The sequence below is a fragment of the Mycobacterium sp. genome, assembly GCF_044223235.1.
Classification (GTDB): Bacteria; Actinomycetota; Actinomycetes; order Mycobacteriales; family Mycobacteriaceae; genus Mycobacterium.
This window is the reverse complement of the sequence record NZ_JBGAME010000007.1, coordinates 18,710-38,264: the sequence shown is the minus strand read 5'-3', so window position 1 is coordinate 38,264 and position 19,555 is coordinate 18,710. Positions and strand designations below refer to the sequence as shown.

The 19,555-nt window shown below is 67.9% G+C and carries 18 protein-coding genes and 1 tRNA gene; 13 read left to right on the top strand and 6 right to left on the bottom strand.

The genetic code is table 11. From position 1 onward, the window contains the following. Positions 1 to 10 precede the first annotated feature (10 nt). Positions 11 to 835 (bottom strand): SDR family oxidoreductase, encoded by an 825-nt coding sequence (locus ADBZ6K_RS12200; protein ID WP_526346905.1) that lies wholly within the window; start codon positions 833 to 835, stop codon positions 11 to 13. A 69-nt stretch (positions 836 to 904) separates the two neighbouring features. Here ADBZ6K_RS12200 and ADBZ6K_RS12195 point away from each other — a divergent pair, with 69 nt between their 5' ends. Further along, positions 905 to 1,591, top strand: a complete 687-nt coding sequence (locus ADBZ6K_RS12195) for a demethylmenaquinone methyltransferase (RefSeq protein ID WP_526346903.1) — start codon at positions 905 to 907, stop codon at positions 1,589 to 1,591. Positions 1,592 to 1,623: 32 nt separating this feature from the next. Here the strand turns inward: ADBZ6K_RS12195 and menJ are convergent, their stop codons facing one another. Then, positions 1,624 to 2,880: a menaquinone reductase MenJ gene (menJ, locus tag ADBZ6K_RS12190; protein WP_526346901.1), complete on the bottom strand. Its 1,257-nt coding sequence runs from the start codon at positions 2,878 to 2,880 to the stop codon at positions 1,624 to 1,626. A gap of 75 nt (positions 2,881 to 2,955) precedes the next feature. Here menJ and grcC1 point away from each other — a divergent pair, with 75 nt between their 5' ends. Both grcC1 and htpX read left to right on the top strand, forming a co-directional pair. After that, complete coding sequence (gene grcC1 / locus ADBZ6K_RS12185; protein ID WP_526346899.1) at positions 2,956 to 3,963, top strand: nonaprenyl/(2E,6E)-farnesyl/geranylgeranyl diphosphat synthase; 1,008 nt, start codon at positions 2,956 to 2,958, stop codon at positions 3,961 to 3,963. Positions 3,964 to 4,035: 72 nt separating this feature from the next. After that, positions 4,036 to 4,914, top strand: a complete 879-nt coding sequence (htpX, locus tag ADBZ6K_RS12180; protein WP_526346897.1) for a zinc metalloprotease HtpX — start codon at positions 4,036 to 4,038, stop codon at positions 4,912 to 4,914. Here htpX and ADBZ6K_RS12175 read toward each other — a convergent pair. Continuing rightward, positions 4,911 to 6,173, bottom strand: coding sequence for a hypothetical protein (locus tag ADBZ6K_RS12175; RefSeq protein WP_526346895.1), 1,263 nt, complete (start codon positions 6,171 to 6,173; stop codon positions 4,911 to 4,913). The two genes, htpX and ADBZ6K_RS12175, sit on opposite strands and share 4 nt — an antisense overlap. A 176-nt stretch (positions 6,174 to 6,349) precedes the next feature. Here ADBZ6K_RS12175 and ADBZ6K_RS12170 point away from each other — a divergent pair, with 176 nt between their 5' ends. Then, on the top strand, positions 6,350 to 6,895 hold the full coding sequence (locus tag ADBZ6K_RS12170; RefSeq protein WP_526346893.1) for a hypothetical protein: 546 nt from the start codon (positions 6,350 to 6,352) through the stop codon (positions 6,893 to 6,895). A gap of 7 nt (positions 6,896 to 6,902) precedes the next feature. Here ADBZ6K_RS12170 and ADBZ6K_RS12165 read toward each other — a convergent pair whose 3' ends face one another. Continuing rightward, positions 6,903 to 7,928, bottom strand: coding sequence for an NAD(P)H-dependent glycerol-3-phosphate dehydrogenase (locus ADBZ6K_RS12165; protein ID WP_526346891.1), 1,026 nt, complete (start codon positions 7,926 to 7,928; stop codon positions 6,903 to 6,905). Positions 7,929 to 8,037: 109 nt separating this feature from the next. Further along, positions 8,038 to 8,529: a YajQ family cyclic di-GMP-binding protein gene (locus tag ADBZ6K_RS12160; protein WP_526346889.1), complete on the bottom strand. Its 492-nt coding sequence runs from the start codon at positions 8,527 to 8,529 to the stop codon at positions 8,038 to 8,040. A gap of 113 nt (positions 8,530 to 8,642) precedes the next feature. On the opposite strand from ADBZ6K_RS12160, the gene ADBZ6K_RS12155 reads away from it, so the two are divergent. The 4 genes from ADBZ6K_RS12155 (at position 8,643) to ADBZ6K_RS12140 (ending at position 12,163) form a co-directional block, all read left to right on the top strand. Beyond that, positions 8,643 to 8,725: transfer RNA gene (locus ADBZ6K_RS12155), tRNA-Tyr, on the top strand. Positions 8,726 to 9,141: 416 nt separating this feature from the next. Further along, the gene (locus ADBZ6K_RS12150; protein ID WP_526346887.1) at positions 9,142 to 10,713 is read left to right on the top strand and encodes a S8 family serine peptidase; all 1,572 of its coding nucleotides are present in this window, start codon (positions 9,142 to 9,144) and stop codon (positions 10,711 to 10,713) included. 27 nt (positions 10,714 to 10,740) lie between these two features. Further along, positions 10,741 to 11,055, top strand: coding sequence for a hypothetical protein (locus ADBZ6K_RS12145; RefSeq protein WP_526346885.1), 315 nt, complete (start codon positions 10,741 to 10,743; stop codon positions 11,053 to 11,055). Positions 11,056 to 11,059: 4 nt separating this feature from the next. Further along, positions 11,060 to 12,163, top strand: coding sequence for a M14 family metallopeptidase (locus ADBZ6K_RS12140; RefSeq protein WP_526346883.1), 1,104 nt, complete (start codon positions 11,060 to 11,062; stop codon positions 12,161 to 12,163). A gap of 107 nt (positions 12,164 to 12,270) precedes the next feature. On the opposite strand, the gene ADBZ6K_RS12135 is transcribed toward ADBZ6K_RS12140, so the two are convergent. Further along, entirely contained in the window at positions 12,271 to 12,429 is a 159-nt protein-coding gene (locus ADBZ6K_RS12135; protein WP_526346881.1) for a hypothetical protein, read from the bottom strand. Positions 12,430 to 12,583: 154 nt separating this feature from the next. On the opposite strand from ADBZ6K_RS12135, the gene ADBZ6K_RS12130 reads away from it, so the two are divergent. The 5 genes from ADBZ6K_RS12130 to ADBZ6K_RS12110 all read left to right on the top strand — a co-directional run bounded on the left by ADBZ6K_RS12130 (position 12,584) and on the right by ADBZ6K_RS12110 (position 19,401). Beyond that, a complete protein-coding gene (locus ADBZ6K_RS12130; protein ID WP_526346879.1) occupies positions 12,584 to 13,723 on the top strand; it encodes a BTAD domain-containing putative transcriptional regulator in 1,140 nt (379 codons plus the stop codon). Between the two features lie 162 nt (positions 13,724 to 13,885). Continuing rightward, complete coding sequence (locus tag ADBZ6K_RS12125; RefSeq protein WP_526346877.1) at positions 13,886 to 15,697, top strand: serine/threonine-protein kinase; 1,812 nt, start codon at positions 13,886 to 13,888, stop codon at positions 15,695 to 15,697. A gap of 127 nt (positions 15,698 to 15,824) precedes the next feature. Beyond that, positions 15,825 to 16,163, top strand: coding sequence for a DUF732 domain-containing protein (locus ADBZ6K_RS12120; RefSeq protein ID WP_526346874.1), 339 nt, complete (start codon positions 15,825 to 15,827; stop codon positions 16,161 to 16,163). A 178-nt stretch (positions 16,164 to 16,341) separates the two neighbouring features. Then, positions 16,342 to 17,148 carry a hypothetical protein gene (locus ADBZ6K_RS12115; RefSeq protein ID WP_526346872.1) on the top strand — a complete coding sequence of 269 codons (807 nt, stop codon included), beginning with the start codon at positions 16,342 to 16,344 and terminating at the stop codon, positions 17,146 to 17,148. Positions 17,149 to 17,559: 411 nt separating this feature from the next. Next, positions 17,560 to 19,401 (top strand): DUF4407 domain-containing protein, encoded by a 1,842-nt coding sequence (locus tag ADBZ6K_RS12110; RefSeq protein ID WP_526346870.1) that lies wholly within the window; start codon positions 17,560 to 17,562, stop codon positions 19,399 to 19,401. Positions 19,402 to 19,555 lie beyond the last annotated feature (154 nt).

The following is a 19,555-nucleotide window of genomic DNA, read 5'->3' as shown; positions in this document are numbered from 1 at the left end:
CGGGGTGAAGTCAGCCCTCTGCCTCGATGGACACCGGTTGCCACTCCTCCCAGGTCTTCAGCCGGCTCTCATAATCGGCCCTGGCCAGCGACAGCGGCCTGCCGCCGAAGAACACCCGCAACGGCGGCTGGGGTGCATCCACGATCTTGAGCAGGGCGGCGGCAGAGGCCGCGGGGTCACCCATCTTGGCGATCCGCTCGTTACGGATGCGGTCGGATTCCGCATGCACCTGCGCGTAGTCGGCGATCGGGTCGGAGTGTTTGGCCGATGAGCCGCCCCAGTCGGTCGAGAACGCACCAGGCTCGACCAGCGTCACGTGGATTCCGAAGTCCGCGACCTCCAGCGCCAGCGACTGCGACAACCCTTCCAGCGCCCATTTGGAGGCGTGGTAGATGCCGACGTTGTGGAACGCGGTGACGCCGCCGATCGACGACACCTGAATGATGTGGCCGCTGCGTTGTGCCCGCAGGTACGGCAGGGCGGCCTGGGTTATCCACAACGCCCCGAACAGGTTGGTCTCGATCTGGTCGCGCGCCTCCTGCTCGGTCAACTCCTCGACGAACCCGATCTGGCCATAACCCGCGTTGTTCACCACCACGTCGAGGCGCCCGAAGTGGTCGTGGGCCTTCTTGACCGCGGCGAAGTCCGCGTTGCGGTCGGTGACGTCGAGCTCGATCGGCAGTACCGCATCACCGTAGGCGTCCACGAGGCCGTCGAGCGTCGACGTGTCGCGTGCCGTCGCGGCGACCTTGTCACCGCGCTCCAGCGCACCTATCGCCCAGGCCCGCCCGAAGCCGCGCGATGTCCCCGTGATGAACCAGACCCGTGTGCTCATACCGCAATCTACGTCTCACCGGCCGCCGCTATTCCGCGGCCCGGCGCCGCCACAGGTAGCGTCGGGCCGGTGAGCCGGGCGTCGCTGGACAAGAACCCCCGCGAGGTGGCGTCGATGTTCGACGCCGTCGCGCGCCGCTACGACCTCACCAACACAGTGCTGTCGGGGGGCAGGGACCGCTACTGGCGGCGGGCCACCCGTTCGGCGCTGCGCATCGGCCCCGACGACAAGGTGCTCGACCTCGCGGCGGGTACTGCCGTCTCGACGGTGGAGTTGGCCGCATCGGGCGCGTGGTGTGTCGCGGCCGACTTCTCGGTGGGCATGCTCGCCGTCGGCGCAACCCGCGAGGTTCCGAAGGTCGCGGGTGATGCGACCCGTCTGCCGTTTGCAAACGGCGTGTTCGACGCGGTGACCATCAGCTTCGGGCTGCGCAACGTGGTCGACCACAGCGAGGGGCTGCGCGAGATGGCGCGGGTCACCCGTTCCGGCGGGCGGCTGGTGGTGTGTGAGTTCTCGACGCCGACGAACCGGCTGTTCGCCACCGCCTACAAGGAGTACCTGATGCAGGCGCTGCCCCGCATCGCCAGGGCCGTGTCGTCGAATCCCGACGCCTACGTGTATCTCGCGGAGTCGATCCGGGCCTGGCCGGACCAGGCCGAGTTGGCGCGCCGGATCGCCGCCGCGGGCTGGTCGGACGTGCGCTGGCGCAACCTGACCGGGGGGATCGTCGCGCTGCACGCCGCCACCAAGGCGTAATCCACCAAATCCCCCCAAAACTCGCCGGGGAATCAGGCAAAGGGTGGGCGCTCGTCCAGGCGCCGCGACACCAGGCCCCCCGACCGCCACAGCCGCCCCACCAGGTCGGTGTCCTCGTCGGTGACGAGGTTGCCCATCACCCGGACGGCGACGCTCATCAGCGTCGTCGACCGCATCGCGATCGGGCCGGTCAACGGCAGGAACCGGGGCAGTGTCAGTAGCAGCGCGAGCCTGCGCGCCACCGAGAACCCGCGCCCGTAATGCGCTTGCAGCACGGCCGGCCACGCCAGCGACAGATCGGCCTCATCCAGCAGTCCGGCCGCCAGCCTGCCCGTCTCCAGGCCGTAGTCGATGCCCTCGCCGTTGAGCGGGTTGACGCACGCCGCCGCATCGCCGATCAGCATCCAGTTGGGGCCGGCGACGCCCGACACCGCGCCGCCCATCGGCAGCAGCGCCGACAACCCCGCCCGCGGTTCGCCGTCGAATCCCCATTCCTCCCGCCGAAGCGACGTGTAGTGCGACATCAGCGGCCGCAGCGCGGCGTCGGCGGGTCGTCGGTCCGTCGCAAGCGCCCCGACGCCGATGTTGACCTCGCCGTTGCCCAGCGGAAAGATCCACCCGTAGCCCGGTAGCACCTCGCCCTGCGGGGACCGCAGTTCCAAATGCGACGTGATCCAGGGCTCGTTGCTGCGCGGTGAGGCGAGGTATCCGCGCACCGCGACGCCGTACACCGTTTCCTTATGCCAGACCCTGCCGAGGGCGCGGCCCAGCGTCGAGCGTGCGCCGTCGGCGACGATGAGGTGCCCACACCCGATCTCCGCCCCCGAACCGAGGACGACCGTGTCCACCCGGCCGCGCGAATCATGGCGAACATCAACGGCTTTGGCGCCTAGCAGCATCTTGGCGCCATCGTCGGCGGCCACCGAGCGGATGCGGTCGTCGAGTTCGGTCCGCGGGACCGCGCTTCCGGTGGACGGGAAAGACCTCCCTGGCCACTCGACCTGCACGTCCGCGCCGAACCCCGACATGCGCAGCCCGCGGTGCCGGATTCGCCCGTCGAGCCAGCCGCCGAGGCCGAGTCGCTCCAACTCGGCGACGGCGCGCGGCGTCAGGCCGTCGCCGCACGCCTTGTCGCGGGGAAACTGGGCCGCATCGACCACCAGGACGTCGCGGCCCGCTCGGGCCGCCCACGCGGCGGCCGCCGACCCGGCGGGCCCGGCGCCGACCACGACGACATCGGCCCGCAGCCGATCTCCCGCTTCCGCGCCGGAGGGTGCTGTCGACGCCACTGCTCGTCGGTCCCGATTCCCAGGTCGCTGCGCTCCCGCCCACCGGTCGTCCATGGTTCCCAGTATGTTGGCAGGGTGAGGACACCAGCGACTGTGGTTGCGGGCGTGGACTTCGGCGACGCAACATTTGCCGCCGATGTCCGGGACGGGGTTGCCCGCATCGAAGATCTGATGTCCACTGAGCTGGGCAAAGCCGACGAACTGATGTCGGAGGCCGTACACCACCTGTTCCTTGCCGGTGGCAAACGCTTCCGCCCCCTGTTCACGGTGCTGTCGGCCAGGCTCGGGCCAGAACCCGACGCCTGGCAGGTCACCGTTGCAGGTGCGGTGATCGAGATGGTGCACCTGGCGACGCTCTATCACGACGACGTCATGGACGAGGCCCAGGTCCGCCGGGGGGCCCCGAGCGCCAACGCCCGGTGGAGCAACAACATTGCCATCCTGGCGGGCGACTACCTGTTCGCGACGGCGTCTCGGTTGGTGTCGCGGCTGGGGCCGGAGGCCGTTCGCATCATCGCCGAGACGTTCGCGCTGCTGGTCACCGGCCAGATGCGGGAGACGCGGGGCAGCGAAGAGGGCGTCGACGCGATCGAGCACTACCTCAAGGTGGTGTACGAGAAGACGGCGTGCCTGATCTCGGCGTCCGGCCGATTCGGGGCGACCTTCTCCGGCGCCGACGAGGAGCAGGTCGAGCGGCTGGGCCGGCTCGGCGGCATCGTCGGGACGGCGTTCCAGATCTCCGACGACATCATCGACATCGACAGCGACCCCGACGAGTCCGGCAAGGTGCCCGGCACCGACCTGCGCGAAGGCGTCCACACACTGCCCGTGTTGTACGCACTGCGGGAGTCCGGGCCCGAGGCCGACCGGCTGCGCAGCCTGCTGGTCGGGCCCGTCGAGAACGACGACGACGTGGCAGAGGCGCTGCGGCTGCTGCGGGGTTCATCGGGAATGGCAAAGGCCAAGGCGACGGTCGCCCGGTACGCCGAGCGGGCTCGCGCCGAGTTGGTCTACCTGCCCGACGGTCCCGGGCGGCAGGCGATGGCAGCGCTGGTCGATTACACCGTCAACCGGCATGGTTGACGGTTTCCGGTTTCGGAACCGATCCAGCCCGGTGAAGCGTTAGATCAGCGGAGACTTTCGAGGAGGAAGCTGATGACGTGGCATCCGCATGCCAACAGGTTCAAGACGTTTTTGTTGCTGGTGGGTATGTCGGCGCTGATCGTGTTCGTTGGCGCGCTGTTCGGCAGGAACGTGATGTTCCTGGCCGTGCTGTTCGCCGTAGGCATGAACGCCTACGTGTACTTCAACAGCGACAAGCTGGCGCTGAAGGCGATGCACGCCCAGCCGGTCAACGAGCTGCAGGCGCCCGCCATGCATCGCATCGTGCGCGAGCTGGCCAACGCGGCGCACCAGCCGATGCCGCGGCTGTACATCTCCGATACGGCCAACCCCAACGCTTTCGCGACCGGTCGTAATCCGCGCAATGCCGCGGTGTGCTGTACGACGGGAATCCTGCAGATCCTCGATGAGCGTGAGTTGCGGGCGGTGCTCGGCCACGAACTGTCCCACGTGTACAACCGCGACATCCTCATCTCGTGTGTGGCAGGCGCGATGGCGTCGGTGATCACGGCGCTTGCCAACCTCGCGATGTTCGCGGGCATGTTCGGCGGTAACCGCGAAGGCGGGGCGAACCCCCTTGCGCTGCTGCTGGTTTCGCTGCTGGGCCCGATCGCGGCGACCGTCATCCGGCTGGCCGTCTCCCGGTCACGGGAGTATCAGGCCGACCAGTCCGGCGCCGAGCTGACGGGTGACCCGCTGGCGCTGGCATCGGCGCTTCGCAAGATCTCCGGCGGGGTGGAGGCGGCCCCGTTGCCGCCGCAGCCGCAGCTGGCCGACCAGGCGCATCTGATGATCGCCAGCCCGTTCCGCGCGGGCGAGAAGATGGGCAAGCTGTTCGCCACCCATCCGCCGATCGCCGACCGCATCCGCCGGCTGGAGGATATGGCCGGGATGGGTCCCGGCCGTTACTAATCCGCAGGCGCCGGGGCCGCAGGCCCGTCAGCGATCGGTGGCGGCTCGGACGAGAGCGCAGCCTCGGCCCGCGGACGTGCGGCCACCAACAGCAGGGCAAGGGGTATCGAGAAGAAGCTCAGCGTCCACTGTTCGAGGCCGTTGACCAGCGCGACGACGTCGATGTCGATGGCGAAGGCCGCGGCCATCAGCACGTAGTAGAACAGCGTCGTGGTGCCCAGGCGGATCATCGCGCGCCGTTGCTCGTCCTGGTCCGGGAAGAATCGCGCGTCCTGCCAGACCGAGGCCGCCCCGACACCCAGGATGGCGAGCAGGATCGGAAGGATCTGCAGCGGTTCGCGCAGCAGCGCCACGATCATCGGGCCTTCGATCAACAAGAAAGTGACCACCGTCGCGACCACGATCTCTAGTCGGTCGATCGCCCGCTGAAGTCCCAGGGCGTACAAGCCCGCCGCGATCGCCAGCAGCACCGTCAGCACGGCGTCGAAGTTCATCAGTTGCACGGGCGGGGCAACAGAATCCCACACCGTGATGACGACCATCCAGGCGACCACGGTGAGCAGGTAGGTCAGCCAACCCGACTGTCGCCGCCTGATCGCGGAGACGATGAGCCACACCGCCGCGAATATCAGCGCCGGCAGGAAGATCAACTTCGCCAGTACCACTGCAGGGTCTGTCACGTCGTTGCCCATCGCGGGTGAGGCGGCCAGCGACGTGAGGGGCGTGAGGCCGAACGTGATGATCGCGGCAAGTGTCAGCGCACTCAGGTAGCCGGCGACCCGCGCCTTCGGATTGCGCAACCGTCCCGCGAGCGCGCCGAGCGCGACCAGCGCAATCACACCCAGGAAGACCCGTGGGCGCACGGGTCCGAAGGCCCCTCCGATGCCGAACACCAATGCGGTGCCCACCGCGATGCCGACCGCGCAGCCCACCAACAGACCCGAATAGCGGGTCACGACAGGGTGATTCGATACGGAAATGTTGATGTATCCGTTGATGGCCAACAGTCCGACGACGATGGCGGCGGCAGCAGCGGCAGCCAGCCAACCGGACAGCGACCACGTCAGCGCAGGAACGTCGGTGGAGTCGTCGGTACGCAGCCGCCACAACCACCAGACCACCGCGATCGTGATCAGTTTTGCGCCAAGGACGGTGGGGACGAGGGCACGTCGGCGCTGCCCGGGCGACCCCCGCGGCTCGCCAACCAGCGATCGGGCTTCCCGTGCCCGGGCGAGCGCCGGTGCCGACCTCGGCGCCACCTGGGAGCGAGTCCGAACCGATGTTGCTGACAGGGGGCCGGTGGGGGTCGTCGAAGCCGTGCCGGGCTGGAGCGATCAGCGGGCATTTCCCCTTCGTAGTGTTTGCGGGACACAACGATGCTGGCGAGCATAAATCTCGCGGTAACGCTGCACCTCACATTCGCGACCTTTACTGTGTGGTCGTGGTGAGCAGAATTCTGATCGGGATCGCATCCGCGGTGGGAGCGGCCACCATCGGCATGCCCGGCGTGGCTGCCGCCCAACCGGACCCTCCGCCCGCACCTCCGGCCCCGAACGTCAATGCCTACACGCCGGTCAAGCCGTCGGAGTACGCCGTCATGGACGGAAATTGGTACGCGTTCAGCACGCCGGACGGAGCTACCTGCGTGCTGCAACGGAATGGCACGTACGGCTGCAGCGGGCCGCTGCCCGGCGCGCCCGGCGGAGCCAACCTCGTCAGCGGCGGCCCCGGTGGACCGCCGGGCTTCGCCAGCGCCGATGGTTCGGTATTCGCGGTCGTCGGGGCAGAGGCCAAGCCGCTGCCCGCCAACACGCGGCTGAGCTACCGGACGATCAGCTGCGGTACCGACGGAACGATGACGGCGTGCATCGACAGCAGCAACCAGGCCGGCTTCGTCATCAGCCCGGCGGGCACGTACATCGTCAACCAGGTCAACCCGCTGGTGATCCGGCCCGACGGCACCAACCCGTTCGCCAACTGATCGAGGGTCAGAACCCTTCGCCGTGCACCTCGTGGCCCGGCGTCTCGGCGACCAGCCCGTGGTAGGCGTCCTCGACGGTCGCGCCGTGGTTGATGACGGCGTCGACCTCGCGCGCGATCGGCATGCTGATGCCGTACCGGTCGGCGAACTCCATGATCACGCTGGAGGCCTTGACACCTTCGGCGACCTGATTCATCGACGCGATGATCTCGTCGATGGGTTTCCCCGCGCCGAGCTGCTCACCCACGTGGCGGTTGCGGCTGCGCTGGCTGGTGCAGGTGACGATCAGGTCACCCATCCCGGCCAGGCCCGCGAAGGTATCCCGGTGACCGCCGACGGCCTCACCCATCTTGGACATCTCCCGCACGGCACGGGCCATCACCATCGCCCGGGTGTTCTCCCCGATGCCCAGCGAGTAGCCCATCCCGACGGCGATCGCGTATACGTTCTTCAACGCGCCCGCGATCTCGACACCCACCACATCGTCGGTGGTGTAGGTCCGGAAACGCTTGGTGCGGAACAACTCTGCGAGCCGGGCGGCTAGGTGCTGATCGGGCATCGCGAGTACGGCCGCCGCCGCGTAGCCCTCAGCGACCTCGCGGGCGATGTTCGGGCCCGCCAGGATTCCGGCCGGATGGCCGGGCAGCACCTCATCGACGATCTCACTCATTCGCTTGTTGGTGCCCTGCTCGAGACCCTTGACCAACGAGACCACCGGCACCCACGGTCGCAGCTCCGCGGCGAGTTCGTTGAGCACGCCCCGGAATCCGTGCGATGGCACACCCATCACGACGACGTCGGCGCAGTTGGCGGCCTCGACGAAGTCGGTGGTGGCGCGCAGGGTGTTCGCGAGCTCGACCTCGTTGCCGAGGTAGCGGGTGTTGCGGTGGTGTTCGTTGATGTCGTTGGCGGTCTCCTCGGAGCGCACCCACTGCAGCGTCGGGCCGCGCCGCGCACAGATCGATGCCACGGTGGTGCCCCAGGAGCCTCCGCCGAGGACGACGACTTTGGGTTCGCGCTTCGCAGGTGCCATGCCGATCAGGGTATGGGCGTCACCCGGGCATTCACCGGGAGTTGACGAACCTCATCGCGATTCAGCTGTTCATCATCGGCGGCGGCGCCGGAGCGCATGCCGTCCGGCGTCACCGGTAGTTGACGAACTGCAGCGCCACGTCGAGGTCGGCACCCTTCAGCAAGGCGATGACCGACTGCAGGTCGTCGCGCTTCTTGGAGCTGACACGGATCTCGTCGCCCTGGATCTGAGCCTTGACGCCCTTGGGGCCCTCGTCGCGGATGAGCTTGGTGATTTTCTTGGCCTGCTCGCTGCTGATGCCCTGCTTGATGGACCCGCTGACCTTGTAGGTCTTACCGCTGGCCTGCGGGTCACCGGCGTCGAAGGCCTTCATCGAGATGTCGCGGCGGATGAGCTTTTCCTTGAAGACGTCGACGGCCGCCTTGGCGCGCTCCTCTGTGGAGCTGACGATCTCGACGACCTCCTCGCCCTTCCAGGCGATGCTGGTGTCGGTGCCGCGGAAGTCGAAACGGGTGGCCAGTTCCTTGGCCGCCTGGTTGAGCGCGTTGTCGACTTCCTGGTGATCGACCTTGCTGACGACGTCGAACGATGAATCCGCCATTGGACTCGTCCCCTTCCCGGGTCTGGTGCGTTTTCGTGTTGGGACCATCCTCGTTGTACCCTGCTAGTCGCACCAAACCCGGGGCCCCGGCCACGGCGAGGTGTGACAACCCCGGCAGGTTGCCCGAGCGGCCAATGGGAGCGGACTGTAAATCCGTCGGCTAACGCCTACGCAGGTTCGAATCCTGCACCTGCCACGCTGGTCAGGCCCCCTTTCGAGGGGGCCTGACGTGTTTGTCGGGACGGAGTTGTCACGAGTTGCCAGTCTGCGCCGAGATCGACGCTTTGCAGCTCCGCTCCCGCGCGATGCATGAAAAAAGTGGATCTCGCGAGCGTCGCGCCGACGCGGGTGGACCAGGTCCGCCCATGGGGATCCTCCAACTGGGGATTATTAGGTGGTCTATCCAGAAAATTGAATGCTGCGCAACCTCCTTCGAAGGATGCTCCGCGAGGTGGTCGTGTGTGTCCTACGCGTACTGCGGTTACCTCCACTGGGAGAACTCGGGTAGGCGATTACTCATGTCTGCGAGCCCCGGCAGGCGGCACACTCAGCAGAACGGCTGAAGCGCACCCACCAGCACCCGCTGGTGGCCATCACTGAGGAGGGGAAGAAGTGGAACGCGAATACTACTCGCGAGGCGAACTCAGGACGGTCGACGTACTCGAGGACGTGGTCGCGGTTCGGGTCGCCGCAGGTGTCCGGGGCGTGACGCCCGACGCGTTCGGGACGCCATCCGCGACGGCGGAGAGAACGATCGATGATCCCACCCTTGCGGCCTTCCGCGACGCGAACTGGCTCTTTGTGACGCCCAGCCCCGACGTGTCACGGTCGGTGGAGGAGGGGGCGGCAGTGCACGACACCGACCAGGTCGGCCGGGTCGTTCGTCAGCCCGACGGCACCGTCGCGGTCGCGACCCAGCGTCTCAACGTCCAACTCAGCGAGGACCTGTCAGCAGCCGAGGCGCAGCGGGCGCTGGCCGACGCGGGTCTGACGGTGCGCAACGAACTCCGCTTCGCGCCCAACCTGTTCGAGGTGGATGCACAGGCGGGCGAGGACTCCCTGGCCGCCTCGGTGCGTCTGCACGACGATCCGCGGTTCGTCTTCGCCGAACCCGCCTTCATCGAACACATTCCGGCGCGCTTCACCCCGACCGATCCTCGCTTCGGCGAGCAGTGGCAGTGGGCGAACACCGGGCAGGGCGGTGGCGTCGCCGGCGCTGACGTCAGGGCCGAAGAGGCGTGGGAGCTCAGTCGCGGAGCCGGTGTACGAGTCGCGGTGATAGACAACGGATTCAACCCGTCCCATGAGGATCTCGCGGCGGGGATCGTCACCGACTCGGGGTTCTTCGAGGACGCGGGCGCCGATCCGCCCGTCTTCGTGCAGGGGACGGCCGGTATGCCGAACAGCGACCACGGCACGTTCTGCGCCGGGATGGTAGGCGCCCGCCACGACAACGGCGTCGGTGGATGCGGAGCTGCACCGGAATGCGAGCTGCTGCTCATCGCCTGCCTGGGCGACCAGGTCGGCACGCAGACGACGCTTGCCCGCGCGGTGGCCTACGCCGCGGATCCGTCGACGGAGGTGGCGGGTGCCAGCGCCACCGCCGGCGCCGACATCCTGGTGTCCAGCCTCGGGCCGAACGTCGCCGTGTGGCAACTGACCCAGACCCTGGAGTTGGCGCTGCAGTTCGCGGCGGTGAACGGCCGCGGTGGACGCGGGCTCGCCATCTTCTGGGCGGCCAGCAACGGCCGCAACGTCGATGTGCTCAAGGATGAGGTGGTGTCGCATCGCGACGTCATCGCCGTCGTCCGGTCGGATCGCAACGACCGTGAGGACAACGCCGCCCGCGGTCCCGAGGTGGAGCTCATCGCACCCGGTGTCGATGTGTTCAGCACCAAAGGCAACGGTGGCTACGGCACCAGCACCGGTACCAGCTTCGCCGCGCCGTGTGCGGCGGGATGCGCCGCGTTGGCGCTGTCGGTCGATACCGCGTTGACCCGCGACGAGCTGCGCCGCATCATGCGCGAATCGGCCGACAAGATCGGGGGCGTGGGTTACGACGCGGACGGGCACAACGACGATTACGGGTTCGGCCGGGTCAACGCCCACGAGGCGGTGCTGCAGGCAAAGAGCGTGCGCGACAATCGGTTTGACCCGGTCGGCACGTCGGTGCTCAGTGATTGACGACGAAGCGACGGGTGGTGCAACGAGATGACGGAGCCGGTGTTCCACGTGGAGATCACCGCGGCCACGACGGACGAATTGAAGGCGCTCACCGACGAGATCCAGCCCGATTTGGGATGTCGTCCGATCGTGCGGCGCAGGGGTGACGAACTGGTGGTGAACGCATATCTGTCGGAGTCGCAGATCGACGCGGCCCGCGGGTCGCGAGCCGCGGGCGGGGCAGCTGTGCGGGTCCTCGAGAACGCGACCGAGGCGGGTTTGCAACGCCAAGGCGAAGTCGCCGAGGGCAATCGCTACGCCGTACGGGGCGCCATCCCGCGCGGGCTGGGTGAGAAGGAGTGACGCGGTGACTTACCTCAATGTCGACGAGATCGATTCTGCGCTACAGAATCTCGCATCCGCATACCCGACGGCGGCGACGTTGGTCGATGTGCCGAACCGCACCCATGAGGGCCGCGAGGGTGTCGTACTGCGTATCGGCTCGGCCCCGGCCGATGCGCCCGGCGTGCTGCTGCTCGGCGGCATGCATGCCCGGGAATGGGTTCCGCCCGACGCGCTCGTCTCGCTTGCGGCCGACCTGCTCGAGGCATACGACCGGGGTACCGGATTGCGTTACGGCGGCCTGAGTTTCGGTGTCGGCGACATCCGCAGGCTGGTGGAGACCTTGAACCTGTACATCTACGCCTGCGTGAATCCGGACGGGCGTCGGTTCAGCCAGACTTCGGAACCGATGTGGCGCAAGAACCGTCGCCGCAACGACGGCGGCTGCATCGGTGTAGACCTCAACCGGAACTTCGACTTCCTGTGGGACCATTCGGCGAAGTTCGCACCCGATTCGGGCGTGCGGACCTCCGCCGACCCGTGCGACCACGACGTGTACCGGGGTCCGTCACCGGCATCCGAGCCGGAGACCCGCAACGTGGTGTCCCTGCTGGACGGCGACCCCCTGATCCGTTGGCTCGTCGATGTGCACAGTGCGGTCCCGGTGATACTGCACAGCTGGGGCAGTGACCAGAACCAGACGACGGAGTGCGCCCAGAATTTCGGCAACGATGCGTTCGACGGGGTGCGTGGCCGACGTAACGACGCGGTCTACCGGGAGTACATCCCGCAGCCTGACCTCGACAACGTGGTCGCGCTGAGCACCGTGCTGGATGATGCGATCGCGGGGGTGCGGGGCGGCAGGTACGGCGCCGAGCAGGCCTACGGGCTGTACCCGACCTCGGGTGCCAGTGACGACTACGCGTTCAGTCGCCATTTCGCCGATCACGCGAGGGCGAAGGTATACGGCTTTTGCATCGAATGCGGCAGCAGCTTCCAGCCGACGTGGTCGGAGGCCGAGCAGGTGATCCGTGAGGTGTCCGCGGGATTGATCGCGTTCTGCCTTGCCGCACAGCAGCATACGCCTACCATCGGCCCGGAAAAGCTGGTGGAGAACACCATTCGATAGGACAGTGGCAGGCCGGGCTGCCGATCGACACCCACACCCTGCGACGGCGAAGTCGTCGCGGGGTGTGGTCGTCCCGGTGGCGACGCCCGGACCGTGGTGCGCGTTGACTAGCAGTAGTAGTAGAAGTAGCTGCCGTCGGAGTACTGCTCCCAGCACACGGCGGCGTTCGCGGTGCCGGCGCTGCCGAATGCGGCCAACCCGAGTGCCGAGGCGAGCACTGCGGTGCCGGTTGCCATGCGGACGAAGTTGCGGACGTGACTGAACATGTGGTGCTCCTTGTGAGGGGGTTTGCTGTTGCTGACAGTCAGAGAATGACGCCGCGCTCTTGGCAGGTTCTTGGCGAAACCTTGACGCCCCCGCGGCCTGAGTGCCACGCCGAAATCTTGCGCCTTCGCGCTCTGTGGGGGTCAAATAGGCCCGATGGCGGAGAATGCGCTCGACGTCGGTGTGCTCGGGCCGTTGCAGGTGACGGTCGACGGAACACCGCTGGTACTGGGCACGCCCAAGCAACGGGCCGTGCTGGCCGTGCTGGTGATCAACCGCAACAAGCCGGTCGCCACGCAGGCCCTGGTCGATGCGGTGTGGGAGCAGTCGCCGCCGCCCGGGGCGCAGGCAAGCCTGCATTCCTACATCTCCAACCTGCGCAAGATCCTCGACAATGCGGGCACCGACTCGCGAGCACATGTGGCGAGGGTGCCGCCGGGATATCGGTTCACCGTCGGCGAAACCGCCGTGGACATCTCGCGTTTCGTCGCCGAGAAGGCGGCGGGGGTGCAGGCGGCGGCGGCCGGCCGATTCGAGCAGGCCAGTCGCCACCTGTCGGCCTCGCTCGCCGAATGGCGCGCGCCTGCGCTCGACGATCTGCGCAGGGATTTCCAGTTCGCCGATGCGTACGCCGCCGCGCTCGCCGAGGACAAACTGGTTGTGCACACCGCCTACGCGGAATGCGAAATCGCTTGTGGGCGTGGCTATGCCGTCACTGGCGAGCTGGAGGTCCTGACCGCCGAACACCCGTACCACGAGCCGCTATGGGCTCAGCTGGTCACCGCCTACTATCTGGCCGAGCGACAGTCCGACGCACTCGAGGCATACCGGAGACTGAAGACCACACTCGCCGACGATCTCGGGATCGATCCGGGACCCACCGTCCGAGCGCTCTACGAGCGGATCCTGCGTCAGGAGCCGTTGAACGTGAAGCATGCGGCCCGGACCGCCGCCATCAGCACCATTACCCGCATCGAGCAGCGGACGGCGGTCAGCGCCAACTCCGCCGTTGCGCAGTTGCGTGGTGACGACGGGCAAAGCCACCCGTTGCGGGCGGCCGCGACGCGCATCGGACGGCTCAACGAGAACGACATCGTCCTCGACGATTCCAACGTCAGCCGACACCACGCCGCGATCATCGACACCGGCACTAACTTCGTCATCTTCGACACCCGTTCGGCTAACGGAGTGTACGTCCAACACCAGCGGATACACGGTCCCGTTGCGCTCAACGACGGCGACCGAATCCGCATCTGCGATCATGAATTCACGTTCGAGATCCGATCGCGCGCCTAGCGGCTCCGCGGTTCGGACCCAGCGACCACGGGAATTGACGTCGGCGCCATCCTGATGTGAAACGCGGGTCGCCATGCCCCGTCGCCGTCGAACATTCCCCCTGTGAGCAGGCCGTAAAGGCATTAGGGTGTGTTAGCTGAGCGAGCACCGGAGGTGTGGCGGATGGGTGATACCGAGCGGGAATCGCGGGTCGGTTCCCGAATCGGCCGCTATCACCTGAAGCGGTTGATCGGCAAGGGCGGCATGGGTGAGGTCTACGAGGCCGAGGACACCGTGAAGGACCGCATCGTCGCGCTGAAGCTATTGCCCGAGGCGATGTCCGACGACCCGGTGTTCCGCGCGCGGCTGCATCGGGAGGCCCATTCCGCCGGTCGGCTGCAGGAGCCGCATGTGGTGCCGATCCATGACTACGGCGAGGTCGACGGGCTGCTGTTCGTCGAGATGCGGATGATCAACGGCACCGACCTTCGCAAGGTGTTGAAGCGGTCCGGCCCGATGCCGCCGGCCAGAGCGGTGGCGATCGTTCGTCAGATCGCCTCCGCGCTCGACGCCGCGCACGAGGTCGGCGTGGTCCATCGCGACGTCAAGCCCGAGAACATCCTGATCACCGGCGACGACTTCGCCTATCTGGTGGACTTCGGCATCGCCAACGCGGCCAACGATGAGAAGCTGACCGAACTCGGGACCGCGGTGGGGACCTACGCCTACATGGCACCGGAGCGGTTCACCACCGACGAGGTGACCTACCGGGTCGACGTCTACGCGCTGGCCTGTGTACTGCACGAGTGTCTGGTGGGGGCGCAGCCCTATCCAGGTGACAGTGTCAGCGTGGTCATCACCGCCCACCTGATGCAGCCGCCGCCGCGGCCCAGCGACCTTCGGCCGGGCATCCCCCGCGCATTCGACGAGGTGATCGCGCGGGGTATGGCCAAGAAGCCCGACGAGCGCTATGCCGCTGCCGGTGGTCTGGCTCAGGCGGCCAACGATGCGCTGACGGCCCGAGACCAGAATCAGGCGGCGACCATCCTGCAGCGCAGCGAGGCCGCGACATTTCCTGGCAAGACCGGCCCCGGGCTGGCTGCCGGTGGTCGGCCGGCCTATCCCACCCCGCCCGCCCCGGCACCCGTCACGCATCCAACCCCGCCGTCTCCACCGCCAGCGGCGCATCCGACCCCGCCGCCCATGCCTGTCGCATACCCGACCCCGCCGGCTCAGGTGGGCCATCCCACCCCGCCACCCATGCCCATTGCGACGCCGACCCGGCCATCGGGACCACGACCCATGGCGGGCTTCTACACACCGCCGCCCGGACAGGCCGAAGACTCGGCGCAGGCCGCCGCTGCGTCGGCCCCGTCGCCCAAAGCCGGTGCGCGTAAACGTAATCTGTGGGTTCCTGTCGCCGCCGCGGGCGGGGCATTCGCCGTCGTGCTCGGCGGAGTCGGCGTCTTCTGGGCGGTCAACAACGAATCGTCGACATCCGGGTCTGGGCCGGGACCCGTCACGTCCACCGTCGAAACGACGTCGATCACGTCGCCAGCCCAGGACGCTGCCGAGGCATCTAACGACAAGCTCCTCGGACTGCTGCCCCGTGGTTACGGACGGACCGCATGCAAGCCGGCCCGTACTGTCGCAAGCGGCGCGCTGGCCACCGTGGAGTGCGGACCCGGCGAAATCGCCGGCGGTCCGACGGCGGCGCTCTACTCGCTGTTTCCGGACCGGGGCGCCCTGAACGACGGATTCCAACGGTCGATCGGGGCATATCAGCAACTGCTGCGTTGCCCAGGCTTCACGAACGACTCGCCCACCCGGTGGCGCTCAAACCTGCCCGAAGACGATGCGGCGGGCCGGATCGCCTGTGGTACCTACAACGACAAGCCCGATGTGGTGTGGACGGTCGAGTCCAACCTGCTGCTCGCCGACGTAGTCGGCGACAACCTCGACGACCTGCACAAATGGTGGATGGAATACGCTTGAGAAGGGCCGTGGTACGGGCGGCTGCCAGCGCCAAGAATCTTTGAAGAATCCTTCAAGACGCGCATCGGATTCTGATGTCACCGACAGGAAAGTCGGATCCCACCCCGACATCACGAAGGAATCCACAATGTTTGCTCACTTCGCCACCAAGATCGCTGCCACCGCTTTCACCGGCGCCGCCCTCGGCCTCGCCGCACTGGCCACCTCCGGCTCCGCCGGCGCGTTCTACTCGGCCGACGACGCCTTCCTGGCCGACATCGAGAACGCCGGAATCGCCTTCGACGATCCGGACGCCGCGGTTTCCGGTGCCCATGCCGTGTGCGACGCCCTGGACGAGGGCTACGCGCCGGAAGACATCGCCGTCGAGATCCTGTCCGTCAACGACATCACCGTCAAGCAGGCCGCCCAGATCGTCGTGGCCTCGGTGGGCGCGTACTGCCCCGACAACTACGAGCTGCTCGCCTGAGATCACCTCCGCAGTGCGGAGGTGGGATCGACCACCCGCGTCGCGAGCGCGGGTGGTCGGAGGCGAAAGAGTCTGGGACACAGGACCCGTGCCGCGTCTCAGTGTTGCACTCACCCGGGGGCCGAGGACCAGTGGTGCGCTACTGGGCTCGTCAGGCCGAACTCGGGCCACGATTCTCGTGGCGGAGACCGACACCGGTATCCGGTGGCCAGCGTTCTCCGAGACCGCGAGCTGGCCTGTCTGCAGGAGTGTTGGGCACGCGCCCGGGTGGACGCGGGCGGGCCTCCACCACGCGCGTGCGGAGCGATTCAGCGAGGCGGCCTCGGCCTACCAGCAGGCCGCCGTTTCGGCACGGCGTCGCGGCGCGCTCGCGGAGGCCCACGGCTACCTGACCCGGGTCCTCACACAGCTCGACCGCATCTCGATCTCGGGAGACCGCGATCGCGACCGTCAGGAGATGGCGCTGCGTCTGGATCGGGGTGTCCTCTCGGCGGCCGTGCACGGCCAACAAGACAGCAGGTCCGTCGCAGACTTCGAGCGCTGCTGTCAACTGGGTGGCACCGACCTGCGCGACGATCGACGGCGCACGCCGGTACGTTGGCCGCGCTGCTCGACACCTGCCGTTTCGTTGGGATTCAACGCGTACACCACCTTCTTCGACGCGGTCCTCGGGCGGCTGTTGATCGCGGCGGGACGGCTCGGCGAAGCCCGCGACCGCCTCAACACCGGGCTGCAGTCGTCGGCAGACATCGGCATGTCCTTCTACGACGCCGAACTGCTGCGGCTGCGCGCCCACACCCGCTCCGAATCCGAAGCCCGTCGTGCCGACGTCGTCGCGGCCCTCGATCTTGCCCGTCGCCAAGGTGCGGCATTGTTCGAATTGCGCGCCGCACTAACAGATTTCGATCTTCGGGGCGCACCCGCGCGATCCTGGCCGGCGACGTCGAGTAGCGCCGCGAACGTCGTCGGGGTGAAACGACTGTAATCTCGGGATCTGTTGGGGCACAACGAGTATCGATGTTTACAGGCGAGCAGCTGCCCGGTCCCGCATCGGCGAGGTCGGAGGAGGGTGGTCCGGCAAGTCGATAATCGCGACTCGCCAGATGACCATCAGCGCGGTGACAGGTGTCGCCCATGGGTGCATTTGACGGCGGCCGCATCGATTGCCGTCCGCCGAAATGTGGCCGGCATCTCATCGACCCGCTCGCAGTGGCGCCCATCGCCATGCGGAGCGGACGCCGCGCGGCTGTGAAAGAATCGCGGTATTCGGACCGGCGTGATGGCGATCCGCAGGGGGTTTGAAACTGGTTGGCCGACAACACCAACCCGCGTGCGGCGGGGCGCGGCCAGCGCCCTCGATCACACCGGCAGAAGCCTGAAGGGGTCTGGAGTTCCCATGTGCGCCCATAGAAACCCGGAGCCGTTTACCGCCGGGTCACCGATCGAAGCGGGGTTGATCTGGCTCGGCGGCGCGAATCCGCGCGAGCTCGGCGAACCGCACGAGCGCTCCACCCACGCCATCGCCGGAACCGTGGTGCTGCTCACCGCGGTCGTCGGTTGGCTGATCGCTGCCGTGGCGATCACGGAGTCGACCGATTGGCCCGTCGCCGCGATCGTGCCGGCGACCGTCGTGGTCGGCCTCCTCGTCGGCGCGGTCAGTCGCGCGATCTCCAGCGGCCCGCTGCGCAGCCGGGCAGGGCTGAGTGGGCGGGCGGCGGTGGCGGTCGTCGTCGGCGGGCTGCTTGGTGAACTGGCCGCCGTCGTCGTCTTCTCCGGTCCCATAGACCGCCAACTCGACGTGCGGGCGGCTCGAAGCGCCGATACGGCGCCCGCCTTCGTGCAGGCCTCGGCCTACCTGGACAGGACCCGAGCGGAGCGGAGCGCGCTCGACGACGCGGTGGAGCGGGCCCGTGCGAACCGGGAGGAGGCGCTGGTGGTGGCGCGCTGCGAGTACAACCCTTCACCCGCCTGCCCGTCGACGCGCATCACCGGCGTGCCCGGTGCCGGACCCGAAAGCCGGACGGCCAACGAGTACCTGGCGGACACGCAAGGCGAACTCGACGCCGCGCTGGATGCGCGGGCCGTCCGCGCACCCGCCCTGGATGCCCAGATCGCCGACGAGGAGTCGGCCGTGGCTCGGGCGCGTGATGCCGCCATAGCCGATGCCGATCGCGGACTCGGCGCGCGCTGGGTGGCGATGAATGACCACACGCTGCACGATCCGGGTGCGCTGGCACTGCGGCTGCTGCTGATCGGGGTGTTCGCCCTGCTGAGCCTGTTGCCGCTGATCCTCAAACTGTGGCGCGGCGAGACGACTCAGGACCGCGGTGTCGCGGCGCGCGCCGAGCGTGAGCGCGCGCGCCTGGACGCGGACACCGCGATCGCGGTGAAACGTGCCGAGCTGCGCGCCGCCGCCGACGCCATCTGGGCTGAGCAGCAGTTGGCCAGTGCGCGCCTGGGGGTGGCGGCACAGACCGAGATCGACCGTGAGCGGCAGCGCAGGCGGGTCATGGAGGCGCTCGAGCCTGCGATGGGGACCGAGCCGATGCCCGTGTTCGAGCCGATGACGCGCGCAACGCAGCGCCATCGGCTCGAGGTGATGGACCACGATCTTTACCTGCCGATCGCCGCCGAGGCCGAAGCCGCGAGCTGGACGACGATGCCGATACCCGGCATCGGTGAGAATGCGGGCGTGACGACCAGCGGGGAGGATACGGCTGTGACAGAGCGGGAGAACCTGCCCGTGCAGGCGCCATCAGGCGGTGCGGTCGAACCTCGCAGCCAGGGCGGTTTGCCGTCCATCCCGATCATTCCGGACGTCGCCAAGACGGCTGTCCGCTGGATCCGCCCGTTTGTGCCACCGATCGTCGCCACTGCCATCGACACGACGACCAAGCCGCTGCGGGTGGCACGGCAGGTCATCGAGGACACCGAGGAAATCCACTTCAGTTTCAAGCGAACGCGCAAGATGGTGATTCACACCGAGGACAACGGTGAGCTGCCTGCCGGGCCTGCCCCTGCGGCGACGGGCACCGCGGATGGTCCTCGGTGGGTCGAATCGTCGGGTCCGTGGCGCGCCGAGACCGATGCGGCCCTGGACGAGGCAGTGCGGGACCAGCGCCCGTCCTTAACATCCGGGGCGTCCGGTGCCGAGCACGACCGTGAGCTCTCCGAACCGCGCGGGCCCCGCGAAGTGCGGGGACCGCAGGGGCCGCGCCAGCTGCCGCCCGGCGGGTAGGGCGGCGTCGACGCGTCCGGTTCGCATTCGCTGCGGACTCGGCGATCGTCGGAGTATGGCAGTGATGGCAAACAGGAAACTCCCAGCGTGGCGGGCGTTCGCCGCCCGGAGGGCATTCGCGACCAGCAGCTGTCCTGCCGCATGTCCATTGCCA